The sequence below is a fragment of the Marinifilum caeruleilacunae genome, assembly GCF_013141825.1.
GTDB lineage: Bacteria > Bacteroidota > Bacteroidia > Bacteroidales > Marinifilaceae > Marinifilum > Marinifilum caeruleilacunae.
The window spans coordinates 104544-131488 of the sequence record NZ_RZNH01000005.1; the positions used below are offsets into that span (position 1 = coordinate 104544).

The following is a 26945-nucleotide window of genomic DNA, read 5'->3' on the forward strand; positions in this document are numbered from 1 at the left end:
AAACTTGACCAAGCAGGCACTCAAATCCTGTCGTACAGGAGTTTAAAATCCCAATAATTAATGCGGTTTTTTTATGCCCTTTTGTGTAATCGTACTAAAATGTATTGCTTTCTACTTGTTTTAGCATATAAGTTGTGCCCGTCTCTTCAAACTTGGGTTCCAAAACTTCCCAACAAATTAGTTTTACAAGAATTCTTTCGGCTTTATATCGGCTAATTTTTGCCAGTTTGAAAAATTGATTCAGGCTAATACTCTCATTATTTTTTAGGTAATCCAGGAGCATTTTCTCAGTTTCGGTGTAAACCAAATATGTTCCGGTAGGTTTCGATTTGCGTTTCCAAACCTCCAGAAGAATTCTATTGGCCAGTTTGTTTTCATCATCTTTGCGCAAATAGGCCAGCCATTTCCCATCTTCACTTTGGGCATAGTGGGGCATATCCTCTGAGGGCTGAATGGTGATTTCCAGTACATTTTTTCCATTCACTGTCCACACCTTACTCTCAAATTCGATTTTTGGTTTGGAGTACATTTCGGCAGCGGCTTGAATCATATGGAACTCCTCATTTACCTGCGCTCCCGCAATTTTACCATTGTCTTTCACACCAATCAGCAGTCTGCCACCATCGGTATTGGCAAAAGCCGATAACGATTTGGCAATTTTTCGTGAATCGGTAATGCAGAATTTAAAATCCTGCTGCTGATGCTCTCCTTCACGAATCAGTTTTTCTATATAGTGAACCATAATCAAAAACTTTAACGGTTCGTAATATCTCTTATCTCTATTCGAAAATTATCCGAAAATAATTTTCATTTCGCAACGTTGACAGTTAAATTCCAGCCTGTAGCGGTTTCTATTATCCACCAAAAATAGTGCCTGATTTTGCTTCTTACCAGTTTTGGTTTCCTTATGGCACATCCCAAATTCATGTCGTAAACAATGTTTGGTGGTCATGATGGCTTTTCCTGAATGATTTTTTTGCAGCTCAAAGCCTTTCTCAATTTTTTCAACCCCACATTTGTGATAAAATTCTTCTGCCTTGCAGTTTACCACATTACCCATATATGAAAGTTGCTTTGCAGGATATGGAGGATGTGCAATCAATGGTCTGCTTTCTTCTACTTTTGAAGTTTCTATCCTGGTTTGAGTCAATTGTTCCAGGCATTGTCTGCGCAAATCATTCAATACTTTTGCCTGTATAAATGGAACCTGCTCTGTATTGATATCAACCTGATTGATTTCATAAATGGAATCGCCACTTTTCTGAAGCTGTTTTTGAATGTTATTGAAAGCAAGTTCTTCATTTTTAGCAGCCTCGAAGTGCTCATTAATTTGAATGCTTGCAGACATTTCATCTTCATCTATTGCCGTAAGATTCAGGCCTCCATCGAAAATATCCAGAAAGAACTCTACACCAATCTTTCTAATTGATTTATCTTTTTTCAAAAGCTTCGCAAACTCATGATCGTTATTACGAAAAAGAGCAACTCCTTTTTGCAGCATACTCATATCATTAGGGAATACCTTATTCCCTTGTACACCATTTACCTGAAATCCTTTTAATAACTTGTTCTTATTGAAGAAGCAAAGCCCATCTCCATTGTGCAGTTTGAATTTGCTATCTACAACAATATGGTCCTTTTTAACTTCCCTGATTTTGCCAATTTCTTTCCCCATAGATTTTGGCGTATAGAAATTCGCAATCTCCGGAATTCTTCCAGTGAAGAAATAGGAGGTATAGCCTCGGTTGAATGTAATCTCAGGATCGGCTTTAAAACCCGGCTTTACTGAGCCAGATGAGGCAGCTTCGAATTCTCTTTTCTTATAAAAGATTCGATCTAAAGATTTGCGGTAGTAGTTCGTTACATTTTTTAGGTATGAACTGTCTTTTAAACGTCCTTCTATTTTTAAAGAACAAATACCAGCATCAACAATCTCTTCCAGGTGATCCGACAGATTCAAATCTTTTAAGGAAAGCAGGTGTTTGTCTTTGGCAATTACTTTTCCTTCCTCGTCTACCAAATCATATCTCATGCGACAAGCCTGGCTGCATTCACCACGATTGGCCGAACGTCCACCAATGGCATGCGAAAAGTAACACTGTCCGCTTAATGAAACACAAAGTGCCCCGTGCACAAAATACTCCAGTTCTACATTGGTGTGTTTTCTAATATTTTTAATCTCTTCAAGTGATAGCTCTCTTGCCAGGATAATTCTCTTGAAACCAACTTTTTCCAGAAACTGAATTCTGTCCAAATCGTAATTGTGAGTTTGTGTGCTGGCATGCAGTTCGATTGGTGGCAGATCCATTTCCAATATTCCCATATCCTGAACAATCAAAGCATCGGCCCCCAAATCATACAATTTATGAATCAGTTGTTCTGCCTCTTTTAATTCGTGGTCGTACAGAATGGTATTCATGGTAATAAATACCTTGGCCCAGTATTGGTGTGCATACTCAATCAGTTTACCAATATCTTCCAAAGTATTCCCGGCAGCAGATCGTGCACCAAACTTCGGTGCTCCTATATATACGGCATCGGCTCCATAATTAATTGCAGCAATTCCTGTTTCCAGGTTTTTTGCAGGAGCCAATAGTTCAATTTTCTTCATTGTTTCGCTAATTTCAAACGAAGATACAAAGCAATGTTGAAAGCGCTCAACAATCTTCATGCTTATTTGTTTCTTCTAGTAAAATACTTCTCTTAGAAATTCATTTTAAGGATTTTTTAAGAAAACTTTTTTCAGACGCATCGTTCTTATTTATATCTTGTATAAATAAAAATAATAAAAGAATATGACTAAAAATACATTGCTCAGCAATTTCTCTATGGGAGATTTACAGCTGAAAAACAGAATGGTAATGGCTCCAATGACCAGGAACAGGGCCGGTGAAGGTAATGTGCCAACACCTTTAATGGCGGAGTACTACAAGCAGCGCTCTGGTGCAGGTCTTATCATTACCGAAGCCAGCCAAATATCTCCGCAAGGAATGGGATACCCGGCTACTCCAGGAATTCATACCTCGCAGCAAGTTGATGGATGGAAATTAATCACCAACGCGGTTCATGATCAAGGTGGAAAAATCTTTATCCAGCTTTGGCATGTGGGAAGAATTTCTCATCCCGATTTTCATGGAGGAGATTTGCCTGTGGCTCCATCGGCCATTCAACCGGCCGGACAAGCCTTCACTTATGAGGGGCTGAAAGACTTTGTCAAGCCAAGGGCATTGGAAAATATTGAAATCAAGGCAATTGTGAATGATTACAAGCAAGCAGCTCAAAATGCCAAAGATGCAGGTTTCGATGGCATCGAATTACATGCAGCCAATGGTTATTTAATTGATCAGTTCCTGGTCGACAGAACCAATCAGCGAGATGATGAATATGGTGGGAGTGTTGAGAACCGTGCTCGCTTCCTTTTTGAAGTGCTTGATGCTGTGAATGAAGTTTGGCCAAAGAATAGAATTGGTATTCGATTATCGCCCAGCGGTTTGTTTAACGATATGGGTGACTCTAACCCAATGAGCATATTCACTTATGTGATTGAGAAATTAAATGCCTACGAACTGGCCTATTTGCATTTGATTGAACCGCTGATGCCAATCGATGAACATCCGCAATTAATACCGAATGTAATAGATGTTTACGGAGACTTGTACAGCGGAGTAAGAATGGCCAATGGTGGTTTTACAAAAGATTCGGGTAACCTGGCCATTGCTGATGAGAAAACAGAACTGGTTTCCTACGGCGTTCCGTACCTGGCCAATCCTGATCTTGAAAAGAGATTTGAATTGAATGCAGAGCTCAATACTGCCAAGCAGGATACATTTTATGGTGGCAATGAAGTGGGATATACCGATTATCCTTCTTTATAATCAGAGATATAAGGAGGCAGCGTCATGAATTTGACGCTGCTTTTTCTTTTAATTGCTTTAGCGCCTTGTCAAAAGTTTGAATGAGTTCTTCAATGGGCTCTATGCCAACCGAAATTCGAATCATTTTCCAATTGATATTTTTCTCCTGTAAAAACTGTCGTCCTTCACTTGTGCTTATCAAGTCATAATGAGCAAGGTAAAAATAAGGCATCACCAATGTAAACTCAGTTCCTAAACTCGGACCTTTTGCTAACTCCAGTGCATCGTAAAATGCTTCTATACCAGTATTGAATTCGATGGAGATCAGACCAGCATAATTTTCTTCTTTTTTCTCAAGTTTTGTATAGTTGGCCTTGTTAGTGGCATTGTGCGACCAATTAACCTTTGAAATTAAAGGGTGGGTTTCGAAATACAACGCCAACTGAACTGTATTGCTTCTGATGCGTTCCACTCGCTCTTTGAATCCATTAATCTCAAATGCCAGTCGTTCCGCATCTTTGATATACATTGGATTCTGAAAAGCTAAAAGATCCAAATTATTTCGATTGACCCACTTCGATAAAGGGTTGGGAACAACTACTCCAGACATCACATCTGCCATTCCTGAGGCAAACTTTGTGAGACTCTCCACCGCATAATCGCAGTGAGCCAGGTAGTTTAAGTTGATACAAGTTCCAATGGTACCATCAACCACCAAAGGAATATCCAGTTTTCTTAATTTTTCATAGATCAGGGGAAGATCGGGCGTATTTAAAATCGGATTTGTGGGCATTTCAGTAAATATGGCTGCAATTTGTCCGTTATTTTGGCCCACATATTTTAGTAACGATTCGGTATCAAATACAGATACTATTTCGAATTTTTCATCAGCATATTTTGATAAAATTTGCATGGTATCGGTGTACAACCATCCAAACTGAATAAAAATGGGTGCATTGCGAGAAGCTTGAACCTTTTGCAATGATCGAAAGAGTGAATATATGGCATTCATACCACAGGAAAAGAGGTAAACTGCATCTGATTTTGAGATTTCGAATGACTCCCGAACCACCTTTTTGATGTGATTTTCGGGCTCAATGCGAAAGCTGACTTCAGGGCTTAACTCAGACAGCTCCGAATGATCGTACAGAAACTGTTCCAGCTGGCGAGTAAAACTTTTGTAGCCGGTGTGCTGAACAAATGCCTTCACTTCATCAACTTTATTCTTGTTTATCGCGACAGCAAAGAGATTTCCCAGCGAGTACTCTTTAAAATCTATCAGCTTACAGTTTTGAATCATTTCATTTTTGGCAATGGCATTTGGAAGCAGGACAATTTCCTGCTGAAGGGGAATGGAAAAATGAGAACGAAACAGTTTGATGGCTTTGACTTCCAAAGGATGCTGAAAAAACCTTGGATAACCCGATTCCATGCATTCCCGCCAATTGTTTTGATTTTCCTCGTAGGATATAACATCAGAGATTCGTGGTAAACTAACCGATATGGCATGAATGTTATCCGGTGGAATTGACTTGCCACATTCGATATTTCCATAGATGTTCTGCTTCATAGTTTTTCTCCAGTCCTTAGTTTTTGTTATGTATGGATCAATGGATTAAAAATAATAAAAGATGTGTAAATCTTAAAAGGAGAGTGAAAAATATCACCATTCAACATCCAATAGTAAATTTGTCCCATAAAAAAAGAGCCGGTTAAGGCTCTTCAGTTTAATGGTTTATCTCGATGGAATATTCAGCAGTGAAAGTATCCTGAGGACTTAGCCTTTGCAATAATTCTTTACTTGAAAATTCCCGATTCGTATCGGCGCGATCTGCAATTCCTATCCAAGGTTCAATGCATACATATGGCGCATGTGCTTTGGCCCATAATCCCAGGTATGGAAATCCATCGAATTTTACCTTCAGTTCAAAATCTGATTTTTTACATTTTAAACTGACTGATGAGGATTTTAAATTCTTTAATATTAGTGCATCATTGGCAAAGATTTCTGGGTGGAGCTTAATGATTTTCGAATCGTTTAGAATCTGTTTGCCTTCTGAAGCGATTAAGCCACCATCTGATAAGTTCCAGGTGTTTAGAGTTTCCTTTTGGTCAAATTCCAGATAATAGTCAGTGTAATCTTCTCCCTCATGCAATTGACAGTTGAATGCAGGATGTCCACCAAGGTTGAATAGCATTTCACCTTCGCCAGTATTGCTTATTTCATGAACTAATTTTAGTTTATTGCCTGCGAGTATGAAATGGATCTTAAACTCAAATTCAAATGGATAAACTTTCCTGGTGTTCTCGTTCGATTGCAGTATAAATATCAGGCGATCTTCTTTCTGTTCAAAGAGTTTTACATCGGTATTGTTGCGAATAAAACCATGTTTCGGCATGGCGTATTCTTTTCCTTCATGGATAAAAGCATTGTCCTTTAAACAACCAATAATTGGGAATAGGTTAGGAGCGTGGCTACCCCAAATATCAGGATTTGCCTGCCAAATGTATTCACTTCCATTTAGCATGGATTCTATGCTGCAAAGTTCTGCTCCTTTTTCCAGAACTGTAACTTTTAGGTGATCATTTTGGATTGTATATTTCATTTAAGATCAGTTTTTAATGGTAATTCTTTTTTCTTTAATTGCTCAAGCCGCAAAGGCTCATCCTTTTTCCATTGATGAAAAAGGATGCAAAATCCCGATAGCTATCGTGGACTAGAGCCTGTAAGCTCAAACTACTTATTGCTAATAAACTTTAAGTGCGGCGGGAGGATCTTCGAACAAAGTTCTCAGCTATCCCGTCTTACTAAAACTTTATTACGCAAAAGCATCTTGACCTTCCAATGCTCACATGGCCGTAACAATACAGTAGGCATTCATAATTTATCAATTCTTTGTAAAAACGTTTAAATAAACCTGTTACATTTTGCACAGAAAGGAATTAATTTTATTGTAGCTGTATTGGTTTGCAATTTGGCAATATAAAAAAAGCTGCTAGTAAAACTAACAGCATATATTTTAATTTGAAAGTGTTTTTTAGATCATTTCAACATCTTCCTTTTTTAGCCAGCCTTTATTCCCATCACTTAGCTGAATATTCAACCAGTCGCCAAGTTGTTCCGTTACTTTTACCTTGGTGCCTTCATGTAAAAGGAAAAGTTCTGTTCCACTTACATCAGGGGATCCCTTAATGGTAACGCTTGGGCTAAAGATAATTGCGTATTCACGATTTGTAATTTCATCGGTTTTAATAGAAGCGAAAGAGTAGCTTAAAACACTAAGTAATAAACAAACTCCCGCAAAGAAGAAGCCAAGCTTTTTTAAACCAACTTTATTGCTGTACAAATAGAAACATGCAAAAAGCAGACAAAGGAAGAACAATCCAATTGATAGGTATGACCATAAATCTGCGGAAACAGCATTTCTAATGCCCGAAACCCATCTTTTAACGAACAACTCAGGTAGCACTTCCAGTTTGTCTAAAACATGTGCCTGAGCCATTTTTAAATTGTACTGAATGTCTTCATCTTCCGGAGAAAGTAACTTTGCTCTTTCATAGTTTAAAATGGCAGGAGCAATCTCACCCGTTTTGTAGTATGAATTGGCAAGGTTAAAGTAGATCTCAGGAGCTTCGATATGGGTTTCCAGAACGAACTCGTACGATTTAATAGCCTTTTCGTATTCTCCTTTTTGGTAAAATTCATTTGCTTCACGAATTGGATTGTCCTGAGCCTGGGCTGCAGAAACAACAAGTAAAGCAATTAGGATATATAGTAATTTCTTCATTTCTCTTCGAATTAATTAGATGCTCTTTTCCAATTTGGTAATTGTATCCATTGTTTTTTTATACAATTCATCCATTTCAGATGATCCGGTAGAAGGAGCATAGCGTGCAAATTCACATGTGTCCAGAATGTTTAGGAAGTTCTGGGTCAGCTCTTGATCCACATTCTTTCCATGCAGAATTTCTGTAATATTTTCCTTGTTCAAATTGGCCAGCGGAAGGTTTAACTTATCGGAAGTATAACCCCAAATCGCTTTTAGAATCTCGTCGTAAAATTCCTCTTTCTTCTGAGCTTTTAGACTTGCCGAAGCCGCTTTCAACCTCTTCATGGCTACACGATTGGCACGTTTGTTTTTTACGCGTGCTACATCAGCATTCTCTCTGATTCTTTTTCTGTTGAAAACAAATGCGAGAATAAAAACCAAAAATGGTACTAAGTAAGCAAGATAAAAATTAGTAGTTCCAAAGAAAATTTGACCTTTCAATCTTGGTGTAAAGTCGTTGGTTTTAATAAAACGAATGTCTTTGCCAATGAATTTCACATCTTCTTTCGAAAAGGAACTGATCACTGCACTGCTTGCATCGCCACTTCCTTTTCCAACTTTAATATCGAATTTTGGAGTTGATCGGGTACGATAAATACCAGCTTTCGGATCAAAGTAACTAAAGTCAACCGGAGGGATTTCATAATTTCCACCGTGACGAGGAATAATTAAATACTCGAAGGTAGTTGAGCCAGTCATCCCTTTTGCAGTACTCTTAATGTCTTGTTTGGTAGTTGGATCATACACTTCAAAATCTGCAGGGAAATCGAATTCCGGAGGATTAATCAGCTTTAAGTTACCATTACCAGATACTTTTACCTTAAGTGCTATCGCATCGTTTGCCTGAACCGAGTCTTTGTCGATGGTAGTTGTCAATCTGAAACTTCCCACTGCACCATCGAAACTGGCAGGTTTGTTTGCCGGAAACTCCTTTACTCGAATGGTAACTGGTTTACTTTTTCGTGGCACCCTAATGTCCTGGTAATTGTCAAAGAAATCGTCGAAGAAGCCCCTGTTGCCACTTGCCGATCTGCGCTGACGAATGATACATTCCAATTCGAAGGGATCGATGGTAATATTACCCGTATGCTGCGGAAATAAAATTAATTTACGAATGGTGCCAACATTATAAATTGTGCCATTTACATTTTCTCTTTGCAATGAGATTTGTCCCGGCGTTGGTATTTCCTGACTTAAAAATCCATTGAAGGAAGGAAATTTAGAATCGCCAAAACCTGCAATGTTTAGCCTGGTATAAACTTTAATTGTTGCAACAACATGTTCGCCCATGTATACGCTCTTGCGATCAACATTCACCTTTACAAACAAATTGGCTTGAGTAATTTTTGTTGCTGTAGCCTGGTTTGATTGTCCGCTCTGGGTGTTTTGAGGTTTTTCGTTTGCTTTCACCACTTCGATGCTTACCGAATTGGAGTTAAACTCATAACCTTTTACCTTTATTTTGGCTGGATTTACAGTAAACTTTCCTTCTTTTTCTGCCAATAACACGTATGTATATGTGTATTTGGTCGCCGAAGTCCATTTCCCGTTAATGTATTGTGAGCTCGAATTTCGAGAAGTCGATGGGCCCATCAGTACTCTAAAACCTGTAAGTGAAGGAAGCTGAATGTCTTTGGCTTTTTCGTTTACCGTGTAAACCAATCGAAATTGTTCGCCAACTTCAACTACACGAGGTGCTGCTGCCGTAAATTTAACTTCTTCTGCAAATGAGTTGGAAGTTATGAATAGTGTCGCTAATAGTAAGAAAAATATTTTCTTCATCCGTAATATTCTGTTTTTCAGATGTATTTCTTTTGTTTGTTCTTTGGGTTATTTATCGCACAAATGTACTGATAAATCGCCATTATAGGTCAAGATTTAAAAATCAATTACCAATCCTTTTTGATTTTCGTTTTTTTCGCCTTCATGGCTTTAGCCTTGGCTTTCTGAACCTTTTCCTGAACTTTCTTCTCATCGTTTTCCAAAGCTTCTAACAGGCGCTGAGCATCTTCCTTCGAAATTTTTGGCTGCTGTTGCTGCTGTTTATCCTTATCACCTTTGTCTTGCTGATCTTTGTTCTGATCCTGGTCCTTTTTATCCTGATTTTTCTTGTCTTGATCCTTTTTGTCTTGATCTTTTTTATCTTGATCCTTCTTGTCCTGATCCTTCTTGTCCTGGTCTTTTTTATCCTGATCTTTCTGGTCCTGGTTTTGATCCTTATTCTGATCTTGTTTTTTCTGCTCTTCTTCCTGTTTCTTTTTCATTTGGCGAGCATATTCCAGGTTGTATTTGGTCTCCTGCGAATTTGGATTGTAACGCAACGATTGCTTGTAAGCCTCAATACTCTCATCAATCTTTTTACTCTCCAGCAAGGTATTTCCCATATTGTGGAAGAGGTGGCCCAGTTTTTCAGGATCTTTCTCGTTCACAGCCAAAGTTTGGAATTGCTTTAAAGCTTCCTCATACTTTTTCTGCTTGTACAATGCATCACCCAGGTTAAATCCGGCTTCGTAAGAGTTTACTTTCTTATCGAGAGCTTTGCGATACTCAACCTCCGAATTTTCAAATTTCTCTCCCTCAAACAGTTCATTCCCCGAGCGAATAAACTTTCTTTCCTTTTGGGCAAATGCCTCCATGCTTAGAAGACAAATCATGCAAATGAATAACAATAGTACTTTTTTCATAAGTTGGGATTTGTATCGTTCTACTTCGATGGATTAAATATATTAATGTCTTTTAAATGACGGTTCTTACGTTCCAATACAAGGAATTCAATGAACAAGAGCAACAAGCCAATGGCCAAAAAGATTTGAAACTTCTCGTCGTAAGCTGTATAAACCCTTGCTTCCAGTTCGGTTTTATCCATTTTATTAATCTCTCTGAATAAAACGTTTAAACCCGTTGTTGTGTTGTTGGCAATTACGGCTTTTCCACCTCCGGCGGTAGCAATTTCCTCAACCATCTGCTGATCCAGTTTCGAAATCACAATGTTTCCATCGTCATCGCGTCTGAAATCGCTCGATCCGGCTCTTACCGGAATAGGAGCACCCTCGGGCAATCCCATGGCAATGGTATGAACGGCAATGCCCATTTCTTTGGCCATACTTGCCGCAGATACTGCATCGTCTTCATGGTTTTCACCATCGGTAATTACAATTATGGCCTTGCTTGCTTCGCTATCGGGAGTAAAACTTCGGGTTGCCAAGCTAATAGCCGAACCAATTGCAGTTCCCTGTATAGGGACGATATCGGTACTTATCGACGACAAAAAAAGTTTTGCCGAAGCATAATCGGTTGTAATTGGCAACTGGGTATAGGCTTCACCAGCAAATACAATCAAGCCCACCTTATCGTTGTTAAGCTTGTCAACCATTTTCGAAATGGCACGTTTGGCACGTTCCAGTCGGTTGGGTTGAATGTCCTGGGCCATCATCGAGTTGGAAACATCCAAAGCAATGATTACCTCAACACCTTTTCTCTGTATTTTTTGAAGCTTTGAGCCAAATTGTGGACCTGCTACTCCAATAATGATAAAGCTTAAGGCCAATATCAGTATTGAAAATTTATAAACAGGTCGGGTAAAAGAAGCATAGGGCATCAACTGGGAGATAATATTCATCTCACCAAATTTTTGCAGCGCCTTCTTCTTTATAACATGGCTTACCCAGTACAATACCACCAATACGGGTATCAGTACGAATAAGTATAGAAATTCAGGATGATCGAAACGAAACTGATCCATTTATCAACGATTTTCGGTTTATCAAATAATTACAATTAAGGAATGTTCCTTAAAACAGAATTGCGTAATGCAATTTCTAACAGCAAAAACAATGCCCCAAGCATGGCAAAAAGCAAGAACTCTTCGCTTTTGGTGCTGTATTGTTTTACTTCAATTTTACTCTTTTCAAGCTGGTCAATTTCAGCATAAATAGCTTTCAGCTTGTTGTTGTCGGTAGCACGGAAATATTGTCCGCCAGTCATTTCTGCAATCTCTTTTAGTACCGACTCGTCAAATTTCACCGGCATGTTTCTCATGCTGATTCCAAAAGCAGTTTGCACAGGATATGGCGCAGTTCCTCTGGTTCCAATACCAATGGTATATACACGAATGCCAAAAGATTTTGCCAGCTCTGCCGCTGTTAATGGTGCTATCTCACCTCGGTTGTTGTCACCATCGGTAAGCAGAATTACCACTCTCGATTTTGATTCGCTGTCTTTCAATCGGTTCACAGCATTGGCCAAACCAAGTCCTATTGCAGTACCATCTTCAATCATTCCGCTCTGAATATCCTTAAACAGGTTAATCAGTACGGCATGGTCGGTTGTCAATGGACACTGCGTGAAACTCTCACCACTAAAAATTACCAAACCGATTTTATCTTCCGGGCGACCGGTAATAAATTGGGTTGCCACTTCTTTGGCAGCTTCCAGGCGATCGGGCTCAAAGTCACGAGCCAACATACTGCTCGAAATATCCAGCGACATTACAATATCGATTCCTTCGGTAATGGTATCCTGGAATTTATTGCTCGACTGCGGACGAGCCAGTGCTATAACGATAAATGCTATTGCCAAAACACGAAATACAATCAGCGCATGGCGCAAATAGTATTTATAGGTTTTGGGAGCAGCATTAAAACTTTTTACAGTAGAAACCTGAATACTTGCATGTGCATTTTTGTCCTTCAGAATGTACCATGCAATTAATGGCACCAAAAGTAACAACAGGTAGAAATATTCCGGATTTGCAAATTGTATAGAACTCATAGTCTATTGTTTCAATGTTTACTTGTTATCCTCAGATTTTTCTTCTTGTTCCGATTCTTCGCTTTTCTCTTCTTCCTTCTCGATCAAAATTGTCGATTCAACAATTTGGTAAGCATATTTCATGCTTCTTTCGTTTTCGTTAGGAAGCGGTTGGAATTTTGCGAATTTTGCCAAATCGGCACGTTCAAGAACCTCTCTAAGGGTAGCATGCCATTCATTATTTACTTCAACCGAACTCACAGCATCAAGAATCTCATCGGTAGTCGATTCCTGAGTCGACATGTTGTATCTCTCATCAAGATAAGTTCGAATGGTATCGGTAATATCAGAATGGAACTGTTTTACTTTTCCTCCTTGCCACAGCTTTTGCTGTTTAATTTCGTCCAGTTTTTTCAGCGCGGTAACATGGGCTGGTTCAATGGGTTTCGAAACGGCAAACAATGGCTGATCCTTTTGGCGGAATCTGAAATACCAGATCAAAAATACGATCAGGGCAAGTACCAGCAAGCTACTCAAAATCCAGGGAGCAAGCTCTGCAAAGGAAATTGGTGTTTGAATTGGCATCACGATATCGAAATTTCCCTTTGTGGTATCGATTTGCATGGTTTTAACCCCCAATAACAAGGTATCGGTGCGCAGAATCTGGTTTACGCTGCCATACACCTGAAACTCGAAAGGTTTCAGTTTGTACACACCACCATCGAAAGAGGTAATCGTGTAGTTTTTATCCACCTTAATGGTTCCATCATCATTGGCAGTTGTATCCTGCGGAAATTGTTTGATAATTTCCACTCCATTTACAATGCTATCCGAAAAAACCGGGAATCCAATTTTCAAGCCTTTCGGCTGATCAACCGAAAGTTTCAGATTGATCTGATCGCCAATTACAATGACATTGGTATCTAGTTTTACCCCGTAATTTATTCCTCCATCGTTCTGAGCAATAGAAGGCTGAGAAACAAGTACAGATGCAAACAACAATGTTAAAGCAAAAGCCTTTGTTAGGAATGTAATATGTTTTTTTATTTGATTTGCCATAGTTCTCAGTTACCTGATTTTAAAATGGTATTAATGTCCTCGGCGTTGGAATAAATTAATCAGCGATCTTACGTAATCCTGATCGGTTCTGATGTTTGCCACATCAACTCCCGAACGCTTAAAAACTTCGGTGGTATTTTCTTCTTGCTTGCGCCACCACCCGGCGTATCTGTCGCGAACCTTTTTGTTCGATGTATCTACCCAGGAATATTCTCCCGTTTCGGCATCTTTAATTTTTATCAGGCCAATGGAAGGAAGTTCCATTTCGCGCTGATCGTAAATTTTAAGCGCCACCACATCGTGCTTTTTGTTCGCAATGGTCAAGGCATTTTCGAAGTCATTATCGATAAAGTCTGATATCACGAAAGTGGTACATCTTTTTTTAATGGCATTGGTAAGGTAACGCAATGCATTGCTGATATTGGTACTTCTGTGTTCAGGCTGAAAATCGATTAACTCGCGAATAATTCTCAGAATATGTGTTTTCCCTTTTTTAGGAGGGATAAATTTCTCGATGGTATCCGAAAAGAAAATCACACCAATTTTATCGTTGTTCTGAATGGCCGAGAAAGCCAAAACAGCTGCAATTTCGGTAATCTGATTTTTCTTCAGCTTCGACATCGTACCAAACTCCCGGCTACCACTTACATCAATCATCAGCATTACAGTAAGCTCACGTTCCTCTTCGAACAACTTTACGTAAGGATGATTGTAGCGCGCCGTAACATTCCAGTCGATGTTTCGGATATCGTCTCCATACTGATATTCGCGAACCTCGGCGAAAGTCATACCTCGACCCTTAAAGGCAGAGTGATATTCCCCTGCAAAAATATTGCGGGAAAGTCCCCTGGTTTTGATCTCGATTTGCCTTACGCGTTTTAATAATTCACTAGTTTCCATAGTTCAATTAAGAATGAATAATTATTAATTGCTAATTACTAATTGATAATTGGTACTACGGTACTTCAACAGTATTTAGGATTTCGCTAATGATATTTTCGCTGGTAATGTTATTTGCTTCTGCTTCGTAAGTCAAACCAATTCTGTGGCGCAATACGTCGTGGCAAACGGCACGAATATCTTCAGGAATTACGTAACCTCTGCGCTTGATGAATGCATAAGCCTTAGCAGCGGATGCCAAAGAGATACTTGCACGTGGCGATCCACCAAATGCGATCATATCCTTGTATTTCTCCAATCCGTAATCGGCTGGGAAACGTGTAGCGAAAATAATATCTACAATGTATTTTTCAATCTTCTCATCCATATAAACATCTTTCACCACATCGCGTGCTTTAATGATATCTTCTGGCTTTAAGATTTGTGATGCTTTTGGGAATGCCTTCAAAAGATTCTGACGCATGATTAATTGCTCTTCCTCTTTTTTAGGATAGTTGATTACCACTTTCAGCATAAAACGGTCAACCTGTGCTTCAGGAAGCGGGTAGGTACCTTCTTGCTCAATCGGGTTTTGGGTTGCCATTACAAGGAATGGTTCCTCCAATTTATAGGTATTGTCCCCAATTGTGATCTGACGTTCCTGCATGGCCTCAAGCAAAGCAGCCTGAACCTTGGCAGGAGCACGGTTGATCTCATCGGCAAGGATGAAGTTGGCAAAGATTGGTCCTTTCTTCACTACGAATTCCTCTTTCTTCTGGCTGTAGATCATTGTACCCAATAAATCGGCAGGCAAAAGGTCCGGAGTAAACTGAATACGACTGAAATCAGCATCGATAGTAGTTGAAAGTGTGTTAATGGCAAGTGTTTTTGCCAAACCAGGAACCCCTTCCAGTAAGATGTGACCATTGGAAAGCATACCAATTAAAAGGCTTTCAACCAGGTGTTTCTGACCAACAATAACTTTGTTCATCTCCATAGAAATCATATCCACAAAAGAACTTTCTCTTTGGATACGTTCATTTAGCTCTTTGATATCAACAGTTTGGATCATAGAAATATTTATTTTTTACTTTAATTTTTACATAAAATGCTTCGGTTTCCCGAAAAACCTCTACAAAGATAAATTTTTGATGATTTTATAAAAGGTCGAGGCAGTTAAAAAGTGTTAATGCTTTTAAAGCAGCGAGTTTCATGCTTCAAGAATCAAGCTTCAAAAATGGAGCATGGGCTTTTCAGGTTTGGCTCTCTTTCACTCTTGCAGTTTATTATTATTTTTGTGGCAGACATAGAAAAACACTACGATTTGAACAAGCGATATTTTATCAGGTTAAGCTATAAAGGCACCAATTACCATGGATGGCAAATACAGCCCAACGCCATTACTGTGCAGGAGGTATTGAACAAAGCCCTGTCGACCCTATTAAATGCTGAAATTAATGTGGTGGGATGCGGTAGAACCGATACCGGTGTTCATGCCAGCGACTTTTATGCCCATTTCGATGTAGATGAGCAAGTGAGTTTTGATTGTGATAAACTGAGTTTTCGTTTGAATCGTTTTCTTCCACATGATATTGCCATAAAACAAACTTTCCAGGTAAATACCGAGGCACATACCCGTTTTGATGCCACTGCAAGAACTTACCACTATTTTATCAGCAAGGAGAAGAATCCTTTCCGATTGGAATCGCACTGGAAAGTGCCTTACGAGCTTGACGTACAAAAAATGAATGAGGCGGCTCAAATTCTATTCGAATACGAAGATTTTACCAGTTTTAGTAAACTGCACACCGATGTAAAAACCAATAATTGTAAAATCTACCATGCAGAATGGAAAGAGTCTGATGATGAATTGGTATTTACGGTAAAGGCCGATCGTTTTCTTCGCAATATGGTTCGTGCCATTGTGGGTACTCTTGTTGAAGTAGGGCGAGGTAAAATAAATGTAAACGATTTTCGTAAGGTAATCGAAAGTAAAAACCGCTCCAATGCGGGTACTTCTGTTCCTGGACATGGCTTGTTTTTGGCAGAGATTGATTACCCGGAGTCGATTAGGGAGATTTAGTTTTATTCCTCTTGATTTTGCCTGTTTTTGAGGGGCTTTTGCCACGAAATTAAAATCATATTCTTAGAAGTGGTAGCCCTCAAGCCGGACGGGCTATTCTTTTGTCATTATCACAAAAGAATCAAAAAGACTAGACAACAAAAATTTTGTTACCCATTACGATTCGAATTCTAAACAGAATAATATTCACTCGTACCTCGTTCATGGAATTCTGTTCTTAACGACTTCTTCATCTATGGGTGCCCAACAAATTTTTGAATGTCGTTGGGACAATGCAAACTTTTATCTTGAGATTTTGCCTGAAAGGCAATTTTCTTTCTTGCCCAGGGCAAATGAGCGAAGCGAGTGTCACCCTGGGTAAAGTCGACCACCGAAAATCGTCGCAACTGGCTGCTTTTATTATTGTGCTTATTTGCATGCGACAGAAGCATCAAAAGTCTAAAAGTCGAAAAGTCTTGAAGAGAAAAACTGCCAAGATTTGATGCTTCCGCTAATTCAGGACTGCTCACTGCAGAAAGCTTATTATTCATTATTAATTGATCATTGTTAATTGCCAATGCTTACTTTTTAGCAAAGGTGTACTATTCTTTATTTAGATTGATATATATCAACGATAAATTAAATATATATTAAAGTATTAAATAATGCATATGAAAAAATGATATGATATATATCAAAACAACGAAAGGTCATTATTCTTTTCCCTGGAAATAAGCTGAAATAATCTAACTCTTAGGCATTAGTTTTTACACAAACCCAAATCTGTCTTACGAAATTTGTTTTTTCATTTTTGCGAACACTACAATGGTCGGATACTTTGAAGCCTGCTTTATCAATAGCTTCACTAATGTTGGTGGTAGATACAATCACCATTTGATTGGCAATTTTGGCCGATGATTCGATGATATGAGCAATGGTATTTTCGTCGGCATAGCTAAACAAATTGTAGGGCAAATCGATAATGGCAGCATCGTAACGTTTTTCGATGTCTTTGATATCAGAACGATAAACGGTGGTTTCGTAATTGAAATGTGCCAGGTTTGCGCGCGCTTGTCGACAAACTTTCCAGTTGATATCGCAGCCTTCGATGTGCTTTCCTGCATAACATGCTTCCAGCATAATGGTGCCAACACCGCAACAAGCATCAAGTAATTTGCTTTCGTTGCCGGATTTTCCAGCCATATTTACCAGGGCTTTTGCAATATTAATGTTGATGGAATTGCTGTATGAGAATGGTTTTTTGTTATGCTTTTCCCATGAAAAATCGTTCTTAAGTAACGTGCCAAAATACCAGGTGTTTTCGTGAAAACAAATGGCATAGGTGGTTTTGGGTTTGTAATATTCAGGAATCCCATCGATGTTGTAGCCTACATCTCTCAGCTTGTCCAGCCTGTCCTTGTAACGGGTTCGGTCACCATTAAGCACTACATATTCTACTTTGAATTCGTCTACGCAGATCTTTTCAGATTTGATTTTCTCAATCAAATCCAGGTAGTTTTCGGAAGATAGGTGTACATCCAATCTTTTCCTGATGAAAGCACTGCAGGAAGGTTCGACCTTTACATCCGAAATTAGCACTTTGTCTTTCTCTTCCTGCTTGAACAAATATTTGGATTCGAGTTTACAAAGTTCACTTTCGTGATGATCGTAGATATAAGTATATATGTAATTGCTTGTTTGCATCTTCGCTATCAATAGTCTAAATGTTGGCCGGGTATCTTAGAATTTTCCTCCCTGATTTTACAGGCTGAACCTATTTTATACAACGCCCCGAAATTATCAAAACCGCATTAATTAACAAAAACAAACCTGCTTAAAGTGAGAATCAGTTTTAAACCATTTGTAAGATTGGTAGTCATAGCATCAGAACGTAAAATAAATTGTACATCATGAAGAAATTGCTATTGACCTTTGCCTGTTTGCTACTGGTTTTCGGAAGCAGTCTGTTTGCCCAGGATTTCCAGGGAAAAGCCTATTACGAAAGTAAAACCACCATTGATATGGATTTTGGTGGAAGACAGATTCCTGAAGATCGAAAGAAGATGATACTGGAACGTATGAAACAGATGAGCGAGAGAACCTACATTTTAAGTTTTAACCGAACAGAATCGATCTACAAACAAGAAGAGAAGTTGGAGCAGCCCGGAATGGGACAGGGCCGCGGAGGAATGCGCATGGGCATGATGATGGGCGGTGGTGAAGACTACTATAAGAATGTAAAGTCGGGAAAATATGCCGTATCGAAAGATTTATTTGGCAAGATATTTTTGGTGAACGACAGTTTGCCAAAGCTGGAATGGCAAATGCAGGCCGAAACCAAAAAGATTGGGAATTATACAGCTTATAAGGCAACTGCAATAAAGCATGTGGTTGAGCCAAATATGCGTGCTGTTTTTCAACGACCGGGCCGAGGACAGGAAAATGAAAATAAGGAGTCAGAGATGATTGAGAAAGAGATCGAAATCGTAGCCTGGTATTGTCCGGAGATTCCTGTGAACCAAGGGCCGGGAGAGTATTGGGGCTTGCCGGGTTTAATCATGGAATTGAACGATGGTAGAACAAGTATCCTATGCTCAAAAATTGTATTGAACCCCAAAGAGAAGATAGAAATTAAAGAGCCAGGCAAAGGAAAAGAAGTGAGCCAGGCTGAATATGATGAGATATCTCGCAAGAAAATGAAAGAGATGCGCGAGAATTTCAGAAGCATGCGTCCGGTTAGGGGAGGAAGATAATCTATCAGTGAACAGTTATCAGTGAAAACTGAATTCGCTGAAAGCCTTAAAATAGAAGAACCCACTACCTCATTTTAAATCGAAAGTAAATTGAATATCATGAAGAAATACTTTTTCATATTGCTAATGCTATGCGCTGGCCTGAGCAGTTTTGCGCAGGAAGATGTAAACCTAAAGGGTATTGTGACCGACGACTCGGGCAAAGCCATCGAAATGGCAAATGTTATTGCGGTGAATACGGAAACCAACTTGTTGGAATCGTACTGTGTTACCAATCATAGCGGTTTGTATAAGGTGAAACTAAAATCGGGTTCGGTATACAATATCAAAATCAGTTTTATTGGTTTTGGAGCCAAAGAATTTCGATACGAGGCTACAGAGGAAGATGGAAATCAGGATGTAAGCATGTCGGAAGAAAACAGCCTGTTGAACGAGGTAGATGTAACTTATACCATGCCTGTAATGGTAAAAGGTGATACCATTGTTTACGATACCGATTCGTTTACCACGGGTACCGAGCGCAAACTAAAGGATGTTCTGGTTTCGCTTCCAGGTGTTGAAATGAATGATGACGGACAAATAGAAGTGGAAGGAAAACAGGTACAGAAAGTAATGGTAGAAGGAAAGGATTTTTTTGATGGAGATTCGAAGATTGCAGCAGATAATATCCCTGCCGATGCCGTAAGCAAGGTTGAGGTGTTGAGAAATTTCAATGATATTGGCCAGATGCAAGGTTTAACCAACGATGAAGACAATATCGCCCTAAATATCCGCCTGAAGAAAGGAAAAGATAAATTTTGGTTCGGAGAAATTACTGCGGGTGCTGGTCCCGATGAAAAGTATTTGGCTCATCCAAAACTGTTTTATTACAGTCCGAAATTCAGTTTAAACCTGATTACCGATGCCAATAATATTGGAGAAGTGCCATTTACACGAAGAGATTTCATGAATTTTAGCGGGGGATTTAGAAATTTTAATCCAGGTGGAGGAAGCTCAATTGGTGTTGGTTCTAATTCGCTAGGCATTTCGACCGCGCAAAACAACAGGGCAAAAGATATCGATACCAAATTTGCCGCCTTGAATTTTAGCTACGAATTAAAGGATAACTGGGATATTGGTGGTTTTGGAATCTATTCCTATACGGGAACTTTGATGGAGACTGAGCAGGTTACGACCTACGAGTTGGAAGACAATCAATCGCAGGTTGAGAAAAGTATCAGCAAAAATGATCAGGAGGTAAACCTTGGCTTGTTCAAATTCAACTCGGTTTACAAACCCAATGCAAATTTTCAGTTCGATTACGATATTTTCGTGAAACAATCGGATGATGACGAGGAGGAAGAAGTGTTGTCGACCGTGAATGATGAATCGGACAGAATATACCAGCTGAAGCAACAGAAGCCACTTACTTTACAGCAAAGTGCAAACATATATTACACGGCCAGCGAAAAACATATTTTTGCTTTCGAGGGACAACATCTGTATCAGAACGAAGATCCTTATTACAATTCTGTGCGCGATGAGTTTGCCTTTACAAGCCTATTTCCGGTTGATAACTCGGTAAGCCTGTACAATATAAGCCAGGACAAGCGTATTATTACCAATAAGCTGGATGCGAAACTGGATTATTACCTGGTTACCGGCGATAAGAGCAACTTACAGTTTACGCTTGGAACAACTCAAAATCACCAGAATTACGATACTGGAATTTTCCAGACACTAGACGATAATAGCAAACTGGAAATGGAAGGAGAAGAGTTTGAGAACGATGTGAAGTTTAATGTTTCGGACCTGTTTTTCGGATTTCATTACAAACTGAAAGCAGGGATGTTTACCTTTAATCCTGGTGTAACCATTCACCAGTACGAAACCAAAAGTACGCAGCACAGCAAGAAGGTGAAGGATAACTTAACTTCGGTATTGCCTGATATTTATGTGAACATGCAGTTGAAAAAATCGGAGAACTTGCGATTCAACTATCGAATTACCAGGACCTTTACCGATGTGTCGAAATATGCCGAAGCCTTTGTGCTGAATAATTACAATTCGGTGTACAGTGGGAATCCTGAATTGGAGAGCTCGTTAAAACACAATGTCTCCCTGAATTTCTTCAGTTTTAACATGTTTAACTTCACACACATGTTTGCCAATATTAGTTATACCAAGAGTATCGAGGGATTTAAGAACAATGTAATTCCAATGGGCATTAACCAGGTGAGTTCAACTATTAATTCCGATTTATCAGATGAATCATTGAGTGTGAATACACGTTATCAGCGTACTTTTAAGAATTTTAAAGTTTCGGCAAAGGCAAATGTTTCCTGGAGCGAGAGCAACAACCTTGTGAATTCTGAACCAACAAAATCCGAATCGATTAATCAGAATTATACAGGTTCTATCGGTACCAATTTTAAGAATGCACCCAACATTGAATTGGGCTACAAATACAGCATTAACCAGTACGACAGGGGAGCCATTAGTTCTACTTACTATACCAAGCGTCCGTTTGCCAGTTTGGATATGGCATTCTTGAAGAATTTTACCCTTACCGCCGAGTACGATTTTTATTCGTATACCGATAGGGAAAAGACCATAGAAAATGAATACAGCTTTTTGGAAGCAGATTTATTGTACCGTAAGAAGGACAGCAAATGGGAGTTTGGTATTAAGGGCAAGAATTTGCTGAACAATGATTCATTGGATCGAAACAGCGAGAATAACTTCTCCTTTACAAGTTCGACCTACTACATTCAACCTAGATATGTGTTGTTTACTGTGAAGTATGATATTTAATTACGAATTTAAAATTACGAATTACGATTGCATATTTCCATGTCGTAATTCGTAATTGTATTCTATTTTGCGTTCCAGATTTCCCAGTTTTTTTCCGCCTGCAGATGAAGCATTTTCAAACCATTGTGCGTTTTTGCTCCCTGTTCTGCACCTTTTTTCATGAACAAGGTTTCGGCCGGATTGTACACCAAATCGTACAAGAAGTGCTTTTCGCCAAGGTGTTTGTAAGGAATACACGGACAAGTATCTTCTTTTGGAAATGTTCCCAGTGGAGAACAATTGATAATTAGTTTAAAGTACTGGATAATTTCCTTTGTCAATTGATCGTAGGTAAACTGATTGGGTTGAGCTTTTCTGCTCACAAATCGGTATTCAATGCCTAAATCTTCTAAACCACCGGCAATGGCTTTAGATGCACCACCGGTACCAAGAATCAAGGCTTTCGGACGCTTTTCGCCAATAAACTCTTTTAAAGATTCCTGGAAACCATAAATATCGGTGTTGAAACCTTTAAGCCTGGTGTGTTCCCCATTTTTGATAATCTGAACAGAATTTACTGCACCTAGTTTTTCAGCCAATGGGTCTATCTCATCCAAAAAGGGAATGACTTCTTCCTTGTAAGGAATGGTAACACAAAAGCCTTTCAGTTCGGTCTTTTCTTTCAAAGTTTTAGGCAGTTCCTGAATTGAAGGGAGCTCGAAATTCAGAAACTCTGCTTCTACTTGCAATTGATCAAATTTCTCCTCAAAATACTTTTTCGAAAAGGAATGTCCCAAAGGATATCCAAGAATGCCGTATGTGTTCATTGTGCTTTGTTAGGTTAGTGCTTGTTGATTATTTTGACTTTTCGGGAGCGTATTTCTCCATAATCCAAATTAGTAAGAATCCTGCAACTGCCAAAATCAAAGCAATGTAAACTTGTGAATCCTGGTTGAATAATGTCTCAAATTTTCCAGGAAGGATATTGTTTTGATCCAATGGTTTCTCAACACCATGTCGATCGATATAGCTTGAAACGGTCTCTTTCCAGGGCCATACTTTGTTCAGTGATCCAATCATAAAGCCTGAAAGCAATGCTATGGTCATGTTGTGGTACTTTCGCAGCAACCAGCTCAAAAGATGAGAGAAGCTTAAAATTCCAATTCCTGCACCCATTGCTACTACTGCAATTACATCAATTTTAAAGCTGCTCAGGGCGCTTAAAATATGATTGTACGATCCCAAAAGAACCAGGATAAATGCTCCCGAAATTCCCGGAAGAATCATGGCACAAATGGCCAGTGCGCCAGAAATAAACATGAACCAATAACTTGTCGGACTTTCGGCTGGGGCAATTTCTGTAATCATGTAAGAAATGGCGGTCCCAATAATCAGGGCAAGGATGGTTCTTATTTTCCATTCGGTAATTTTCTTGGCTATGACAATTGCCGAAGCTACAATCAGGCCGAAAAAGAAGGACCATATTAGAATGGGCTGTTGTTCCAGAAGGTATCTTACCAGTTTGGCCAGGGAAAGGATGCTAATTGCAATTCCCGAAATCAATGCCAAAAGGAAGTTGCCATTGATGGCTTTCCAAAAATCTTTCAACTTAAATTGAAAAAGAAGCTTTACCGAACTTAGGTTAACCGATTTAATGGTATTGATTAACTCTTCGTAAATTCCGGTAATAAAAGCGATGGTTCCACCCGAAACTCCAGGTACCACATCAGCAGCTCCCATTCCCATTCCTTTTAGGGCAATAAGAACATAATCTTTAATTTTTCTAGACATAATTGTGTAAGCTTGAAAGTAAGTCTGAATGTATTTTTTTAAGCGGAATAGGCCGCAATAATCTTCTTGAAAGTTGAATTGTCTTCCAATTCAGGAAACTGAAGATAGATCTCCTTTAGGTTGTCGATATCGATATCAGAAGCCTTTTTGATGTAATGCTCGGTAGCATTTAAATCGCCTGAAAGCATGTAGTATGCTGCCAGGTTATTGATGATTTGTGGAGAATCCGGATTGTACCCAAGGCTTTCCAATAGTACATCAATGGCAGTTTCTACTTTTTCGTTCTGGTGATAAAATTCGGCCAGTGTAATCGAGAAGGTAGGATCGTACGGATCCAAATCGATGGCTTCACGAAATGCTCTAACAGCTCGTTGCGGTGTTTCAGACCTTGAGTAGGCCGATGCCAGTGCGAACCAGTAATCAGGATTGGTATCATCCAACTTCTTGGCTTTTTCGAGGTATACCAAACTTTCATCAATCTTATCCTGGTACATTAAAATCAATCCCATTCCAAACCATGGGTCTGGCAATTCTTCATTGGTTTTAATGGCTGTTTCGTAGTAGTTCAATGCCTGGTCGTACTCATTTAATTTTTCGAAGCACTCACCAATATAGGAGTAGGTTGATGCATGATCGTCCTCAAACTCCAGGTATTCGATATAGTATTTTATGGCTTCTTCAAATTTACCAGAATTGGCCAGTGCGTTGGCCATATTAAAATAGGCCTTGCTGTGTTGCGGATTTATAGCTAATGCAAAATCGTAAGCTTCCATTGCTTTTTCGAAGTTCGAAAGTCGATTGTATACAATTCCGATATTGTACCAGGCATTGTCCGAAAAAGGATTGATGTCGAGGAATTTGGTGTAGGTTTCGATGCTTTGTTCATCGAGGCCTAATTTTTCGTAACAATATCCCAATTCAAAAAGAACTTCCGAATCATCTGCGTTAAGTCTTAAAGCTTCCTCGAGGTAACCAATTGCCAAATCGAATTGTCCAAGTTGTTCAAAGGCCATGGCGATTCTAAAGAGTAAATCTTCCCTGTTTTCATGATCTTTTGTAAGCGCTTCGTCGAATTGTTTTTTGGCACTTTTATGCTTGCCCATCAGGTTATAGATATTGCCTTTTAAAAGCCAAATTTCTTTGTTCGACGATTCGATTCCCTGAACTTTGTTGAGGATGGCAAGTGCTTCGAGGTGTTGTCCACGATTGATCAGAACCTGGGCTCTTTTAATTTGGATGGATATGGCAGAAGGGTGCTGTTTTCTGGCAATGTTAGTTACTTTAACAGCATCGCTAAGTTTATTTTTTTCGATATAATGATCTATGATGCTTTCAAATTCATGCACATCAAAGTAATAAAGCTCATTCGCTTGTATCATTTCTTCATATCTACTTACAATTGTAAGTACATCACCATCAAGATAGTTTTCTGTATTATCTATCATTTACCAAATTAAAATGATTACTGCATTGCAAAAGTAGGATTTATTTTAAGATTATCAAGTTTCAAGATATTAACAAAGCGGGTGTTTTTATCAATGAAAATCTCGTTTTAACCTAAAATAAAAGGCCTTGCAATGCAAGACCTTTGTTGGTTATAAGTTTCTGTGTTCTATTCTTAATAGGTCGAAAACTGTTTTTACCGGGTTAAAGGTAATAATCGGAACCTCTACAAATATGGTGTTCCAGTCCGACATAGCACCATTCCACAAGCCTGGTAATTCCATGGCTTTTAGATCGCGGCCATTATTCGATTTCTCGGATATGAAACCCGTTTGTGGATCGATAAACTGATGCAGGTCAAACTTTTTGCCTTCGAAATCTTTGGTACCGCAAATCAAATCAACCGGGTTAAAGTGAGTTGCTCTTTCCAGGATGTTCTTTTGTCTTACATCCGATTTATCGATCTGCGAACCTTCAACAATTTGCAATGAAACCGAACCATCGGTGTTGCGAGCCCAGAAAGGACCACCACCGGGTTCGCCTTCGTTTTTCACCATACCGCAAACGCGAATTGGTCGGTTGAACTTCTCTAAAAGGTATTTTTTTACTTTTTCGGGCTGATCTTTCTTCAAACTTGCAGGTGGAGTTGTGCACAACTTTTCTTCAAGGAAAGTCATCATCTCGTTCAGGCTTTCTTCAGAAATATCCTGATCGGCTTTCAATAATTTGATGTAATCGAAAATGATAGACTGATTTTCCAGTAATACTCCGGCCAAAACCTTTTTAAACTTGTAGGTGGTTTCTTTCAAGCGGTCAGGAACCACATTGTCGATGTTCTTTACGAAAACAATATCAGCATCAAGCTCATTCAGGTTTTCGATTAGCGCACCATGACCACCCGGACGGAATAGGATTGAGCCATCTTCGTTTCGGAAAGGTTCGTTATTGATGTCAACCGCTAATGTGTCGGTTGAAGATTTTTGTACAGAATAGGAAACATCTAATTTACCTTCATACTTCTCTTCGAAAGTGGTGCAGGTTTTATTGAAACGTTCGTTAAATAAGTCTTTATGATCTTCCGATACGGTCAAATGGATTTTAGAATTTCCATCTTTGTCTTTGGCATAATTTAATGCTTCAACCAAATGCTCTTCGAAAGATGTTCTTGAGTAATGCTTGTACCTGTGGAATTTCAATAATCCTTTAGGCAGGTTGCCATAGTTAAGACCTTTGCTGTTCAGAAGCATCGATAAAATTTCTTTGAACTGATTCTTATCAGTCATTTTATCCAAATCTAAACCTTCTTCGGTGATTGCATTTTTCAAATCGCCATAGAAAGCAAAATCTTCCAGCCTGTCGAAGAAATTGAACATGGTTTCAGGTCCTTTGTTGCAAAGGAATTTTAAATACTCATCTTCGGTATCCTGATAGGTATTCAGAAAATCGTAAAGGTGTTTGAACATTCTTGATGCAGCACCAGATGCAGGAACAAATTTTAGGAGTGAGAGATTTTTTGAATGCGTATTGTATACTTCTTCGTAAATCTCAAGTTCTTCATCTTGAATTTTGGTGATACCGTCTTCGATTGTAGCCGGTTTTTTCAATTTCATCTTTGGAAACCCATTCTTGAAGTCGTTGATTTGCTTTTCAATTGTTTCTTTGGAGATTCCTTTCGATTCAAATTGAGATAGATCTTGTTCTGAAAACATGGTTAAAGTTTTATTAAAGTGTCCGAAGCAAGATAAAGAATACT

22 protein-coding genes are annotated in these 26945 nt (G+C 39.0%); 4 read left to right on the top strand and 18 right to left on the bottom strand.

The window, feature by feature from the left end; translation table 11 throughout:
- Positions 1–94: 94 nt before the first annotated feature.
- Together ELS83_RS05135 and ELS83_RS05140 are read right to left on the bottom strand one after the other, a co-directional pair.
- Positions 95–742 carry an AlbA family DNA-binding domain-containing protein gene (locus ELS83_RS05135; protein ID WP_171594457.1) on the bottom strand — a complete coding sequence of 216 codons (648 nt, stop codon included), beginning with the start codon at positions 740–742 and terminating at the stop codon, positions 95–97.
- Positions 743–790: 48 nt separating this feature from the next.
- Positions 791–2611 (bottom strand): peptidase U32 family protein, encoded by a 1821-nt coding sequence (locus ELS83_RS05140; RefSeq protein ID WP_171594458.1) that lies wholly within the window; start codon positions 2609–2611, stop codon positions 791–793.
- A 184-nt stretch (positions 2612–2795) separates the two neighbouring features.
- Here ELS83_RS05140 and ELS83_RS05145 point away from each other — a divergent pair, with 184 nt between their 5' ends.
- Positions 2796–3875 (top strand): alkene reductase, encoded by a 1080-nt coding sequence (locus ELS83_RS05145; protein WP_171594459.1) that lies wholly within the window; start codon positions 2796–2798, stop codon positions 3873–3875.
- Positions 3876–3897: 22 nt separating this feature from the next.
- Here the strand turns inward: ELS83_RS05145 and ELS83_RS05150 are convergent, their stop codons facing one another.
- The 10 genes from ELS83_RS05150 to ELS83_RS05195 form a co-directional block, all read right to left on the bottom strand.
- Positions 3898–5424, bottom strand: coding sequence for a PLP-dependent transferase (locus ELS83_RS05150; protein ID WP_171594460.1), 1527 nt, complete (start codon positions 5422–5424; stop codon positions 3898–3900).
- A gap of 157 nt (positions 5425–5581) precedes the next feature.
- Entirely contained in the window at positions 5582–6460 is an 879-nt protein-coding gene (locus tag ELS83_RS05155; RefSeq protein WP_171594461.1) for an aldose 1-epimerase family protein, read from the bottom strand.
- A 432-nt stretch (positions 6461–6892) separates the two neighbouring features.
- Entirely contained in the window at positions 6893–7642 is a 750-nt protein-coding gene (locus tag ELS83_RS05160) for a tetratricopeptide repeat protein (protein WP_171594462.1), read from the bottom strand.
- A gap of 15 nt (positions 7643–7657) precedes the next feature.
- On the bottom strand, positions 7658–9466 hold the full coding sequence (locus ELS83_RS05165; RefSeq protein ID WP_171594463.1) for a BatD family protein: 1809 nt from the start codon (positions 9464–9466) through the stop codon (positions 7658–7660).
- Positions 9467–9573: 107 nt separating this feature from the next.
- The gene (locus ELS83_RS05170; RefSeq protein ID WP_171594464.1) at positions 9574–10368 is read right to left on the bottom strand and encodes a tetratricopeptide repeat protein; all 795 of its coding nucleotides are present in this window, start codon (positions 10366–10368) and stop codon (positions 9574–9576) included.
- Positions 10369–10388: 20 nt separating this feature from the next.
- Positions 10389–11426: a VWA domain-containing protein gene (locus ELS83_RS05175; RefSeq protein ID WP_171594465.1), complete on the bottom strand. Its 1038-nt coding sequence runs from the start codon at positions 11424–11426 to the stop codon at positions 10389–10391.
- Positions 11427–11461: 35 nt separating this feature from the next.
- Entirely contained in the window at positions 11462–12454 is a 993-nt protein-coding gene (locus ELS83_RS05180; RefSeq protein WP_216616387.1) for a vWA domain-containing protein, read from the bottom strand.
- Between the two features lie 18 nt (positions 12455–12472).
- Positions 12473–13492, bottom strand: a complete 1020-nt coding sequence (locus ELS83_RS05185; RefSeq protein WP_171594466.1) for a DUF4381 domain-containing protein — start codon at positions 13490–13492, stop codon at positions 12473–12475.
- 30 nt (positions 13493–13522) lie between these two features.
- Positions 13523–14392 (bottom strand): DUF58 domain-containing protein, encoded by an 870-nt coding sequence (locus ELS83_RS05190; protein ID WP_171594467.1) that lies wholly within the window; start codon positions 14390–14392, stop codon positions 13523–13525.
- A 55-nt stretch (positions 14393–14447) separates the two neighbouring features.
- Complete coding sequence (locus tag ELS83_RS05195) at positions 14448–15443, bottom strand: AAA family ATPase (RefSeq protein ID WP_171594468.1); 996 nt, start codon at positions 15441–15443, stop codon at positions 14448–14450.
- Between the two features lie 225 nt (positions 15444–15668).
- Between ELS83_RS05195 and truA the strand changes: the two genes are divergently transcribed.
- Positions 15669–16454 (top strand): tRNA pseudouridine(38-40) synthase TruA, encoded by a 786-nt coding sequence (gene truA, locus ELS83_RS05200; protein WP_346728148.1) that lies wholly within the window; start codon positions 15669–15671, stop codon positions 16452–16454.
- A 233-nt stretch (positions 16455–16687) separates the two neighbouring features.
- Here the strand turns inward: truA and ELS83_RS05205 are convergent, their stop codons facing one another.
- Positions 16688–17011 carry a hypothetical protein gene (locus ELS83_RS05205; protein ID WP_171594469.1) on the bottom strand — a complete coding sequence of 108 codons (324 nt, stop codon included), beginning with the start codon at positions 17009–17011 and terminating at the stop codon, positions 16688–16690.
- Between the two features lie 175 nt (positions 17012–17186).
- Complete coding sequence (locus ELS83_RS05210; protein ID WP_171594470.1) at positions 17187–18137, bottom strand: TRM11 family SAM-dependent methyltransferase; 951 nt, start codon at positions 18135–18137, stop codon at positions 17187–17189.
- A 206-nt stretch (positions 18138–18343) separates the two neighbouring features.
- On the opposite strand from ELS83_RS05210, the gene ELS83_RS05215 reads away from it, so the two are divergent.
- On the top strand, positions 18344–19186 hold the full coding sequence (locus ELS83_RS05215; protein ID WP_171594471.1) for a GLPGLI family protein: 843 nt from the start codon (positions 18344–18346) through the stop codon (positions 19184–19186).
- A 99-nt stretch (positions 19187–19285) separates the two neighbouring features.
- Entirely contained in the window at positions 19286–21979 is a 2694-nt protein-coding gene (locus tag ELS83_RS05220) for a TonB-dependent receptor (RefSeq protein ID WP_171594472.1), read from the top strand.
- A gap of 62 nt (positions 21980–22041) precedes the next feature.
- On the opposite strand, the gene ELS83_RS05225 is transcribed toward ELS83_RS05220, so the two are convergent.
- The 4 genes from ELS83_RS05225 to ELS83_RS05240 form a co-directional block, all read right to left on the bottom strand.
- Positions 22042–22785, bottom strand: coding sequence for a shikimate dehydrogenase family protein (locus ELS83_RS05225; protein WP_171594473.1), 744 nt, complete (start codon positions 22783–22785; stop codon positions 22042–22044).
- A gap of 28 nt (positions 22786–22813) precedes the next feature.
- Positions 22814–23749: a polyprenyl-phosphate transporter gene (locus tag ELS83_RS05230; protein WP_171594474.1), complete on the bottom strand. Its 936-nt coding sequence runs from the start codon at positions 23747–23749 to the stop codon at positions 22814–22816.
- A gap of 38 nt (positions 23750–23787) precedes the next feature.
- Positions 23788–25194 (bottom strand): tetratricopeptide repeat protein, encoded by a 1407-nt coding sequence (locus ELS83_RS05235; RefSeq protein WP_171594475.1) that lies wholly within the window; start codon positions 25192–25194, stop codon positions 23788–23790.
- Between the two features lie 150 nt (positions 25195–25344).
- Positions 25345–26901, bottom strand: a complete 1557-nt coding sequence (locus ELS83_RS05240; protein ID WP_171594476.1) for a DUF4301 family protein — start codon at positions 26899–26901, stop codon at positions 25345–25347.
- Positions 26902–26945: the final 44 nt, after the last annotated feature.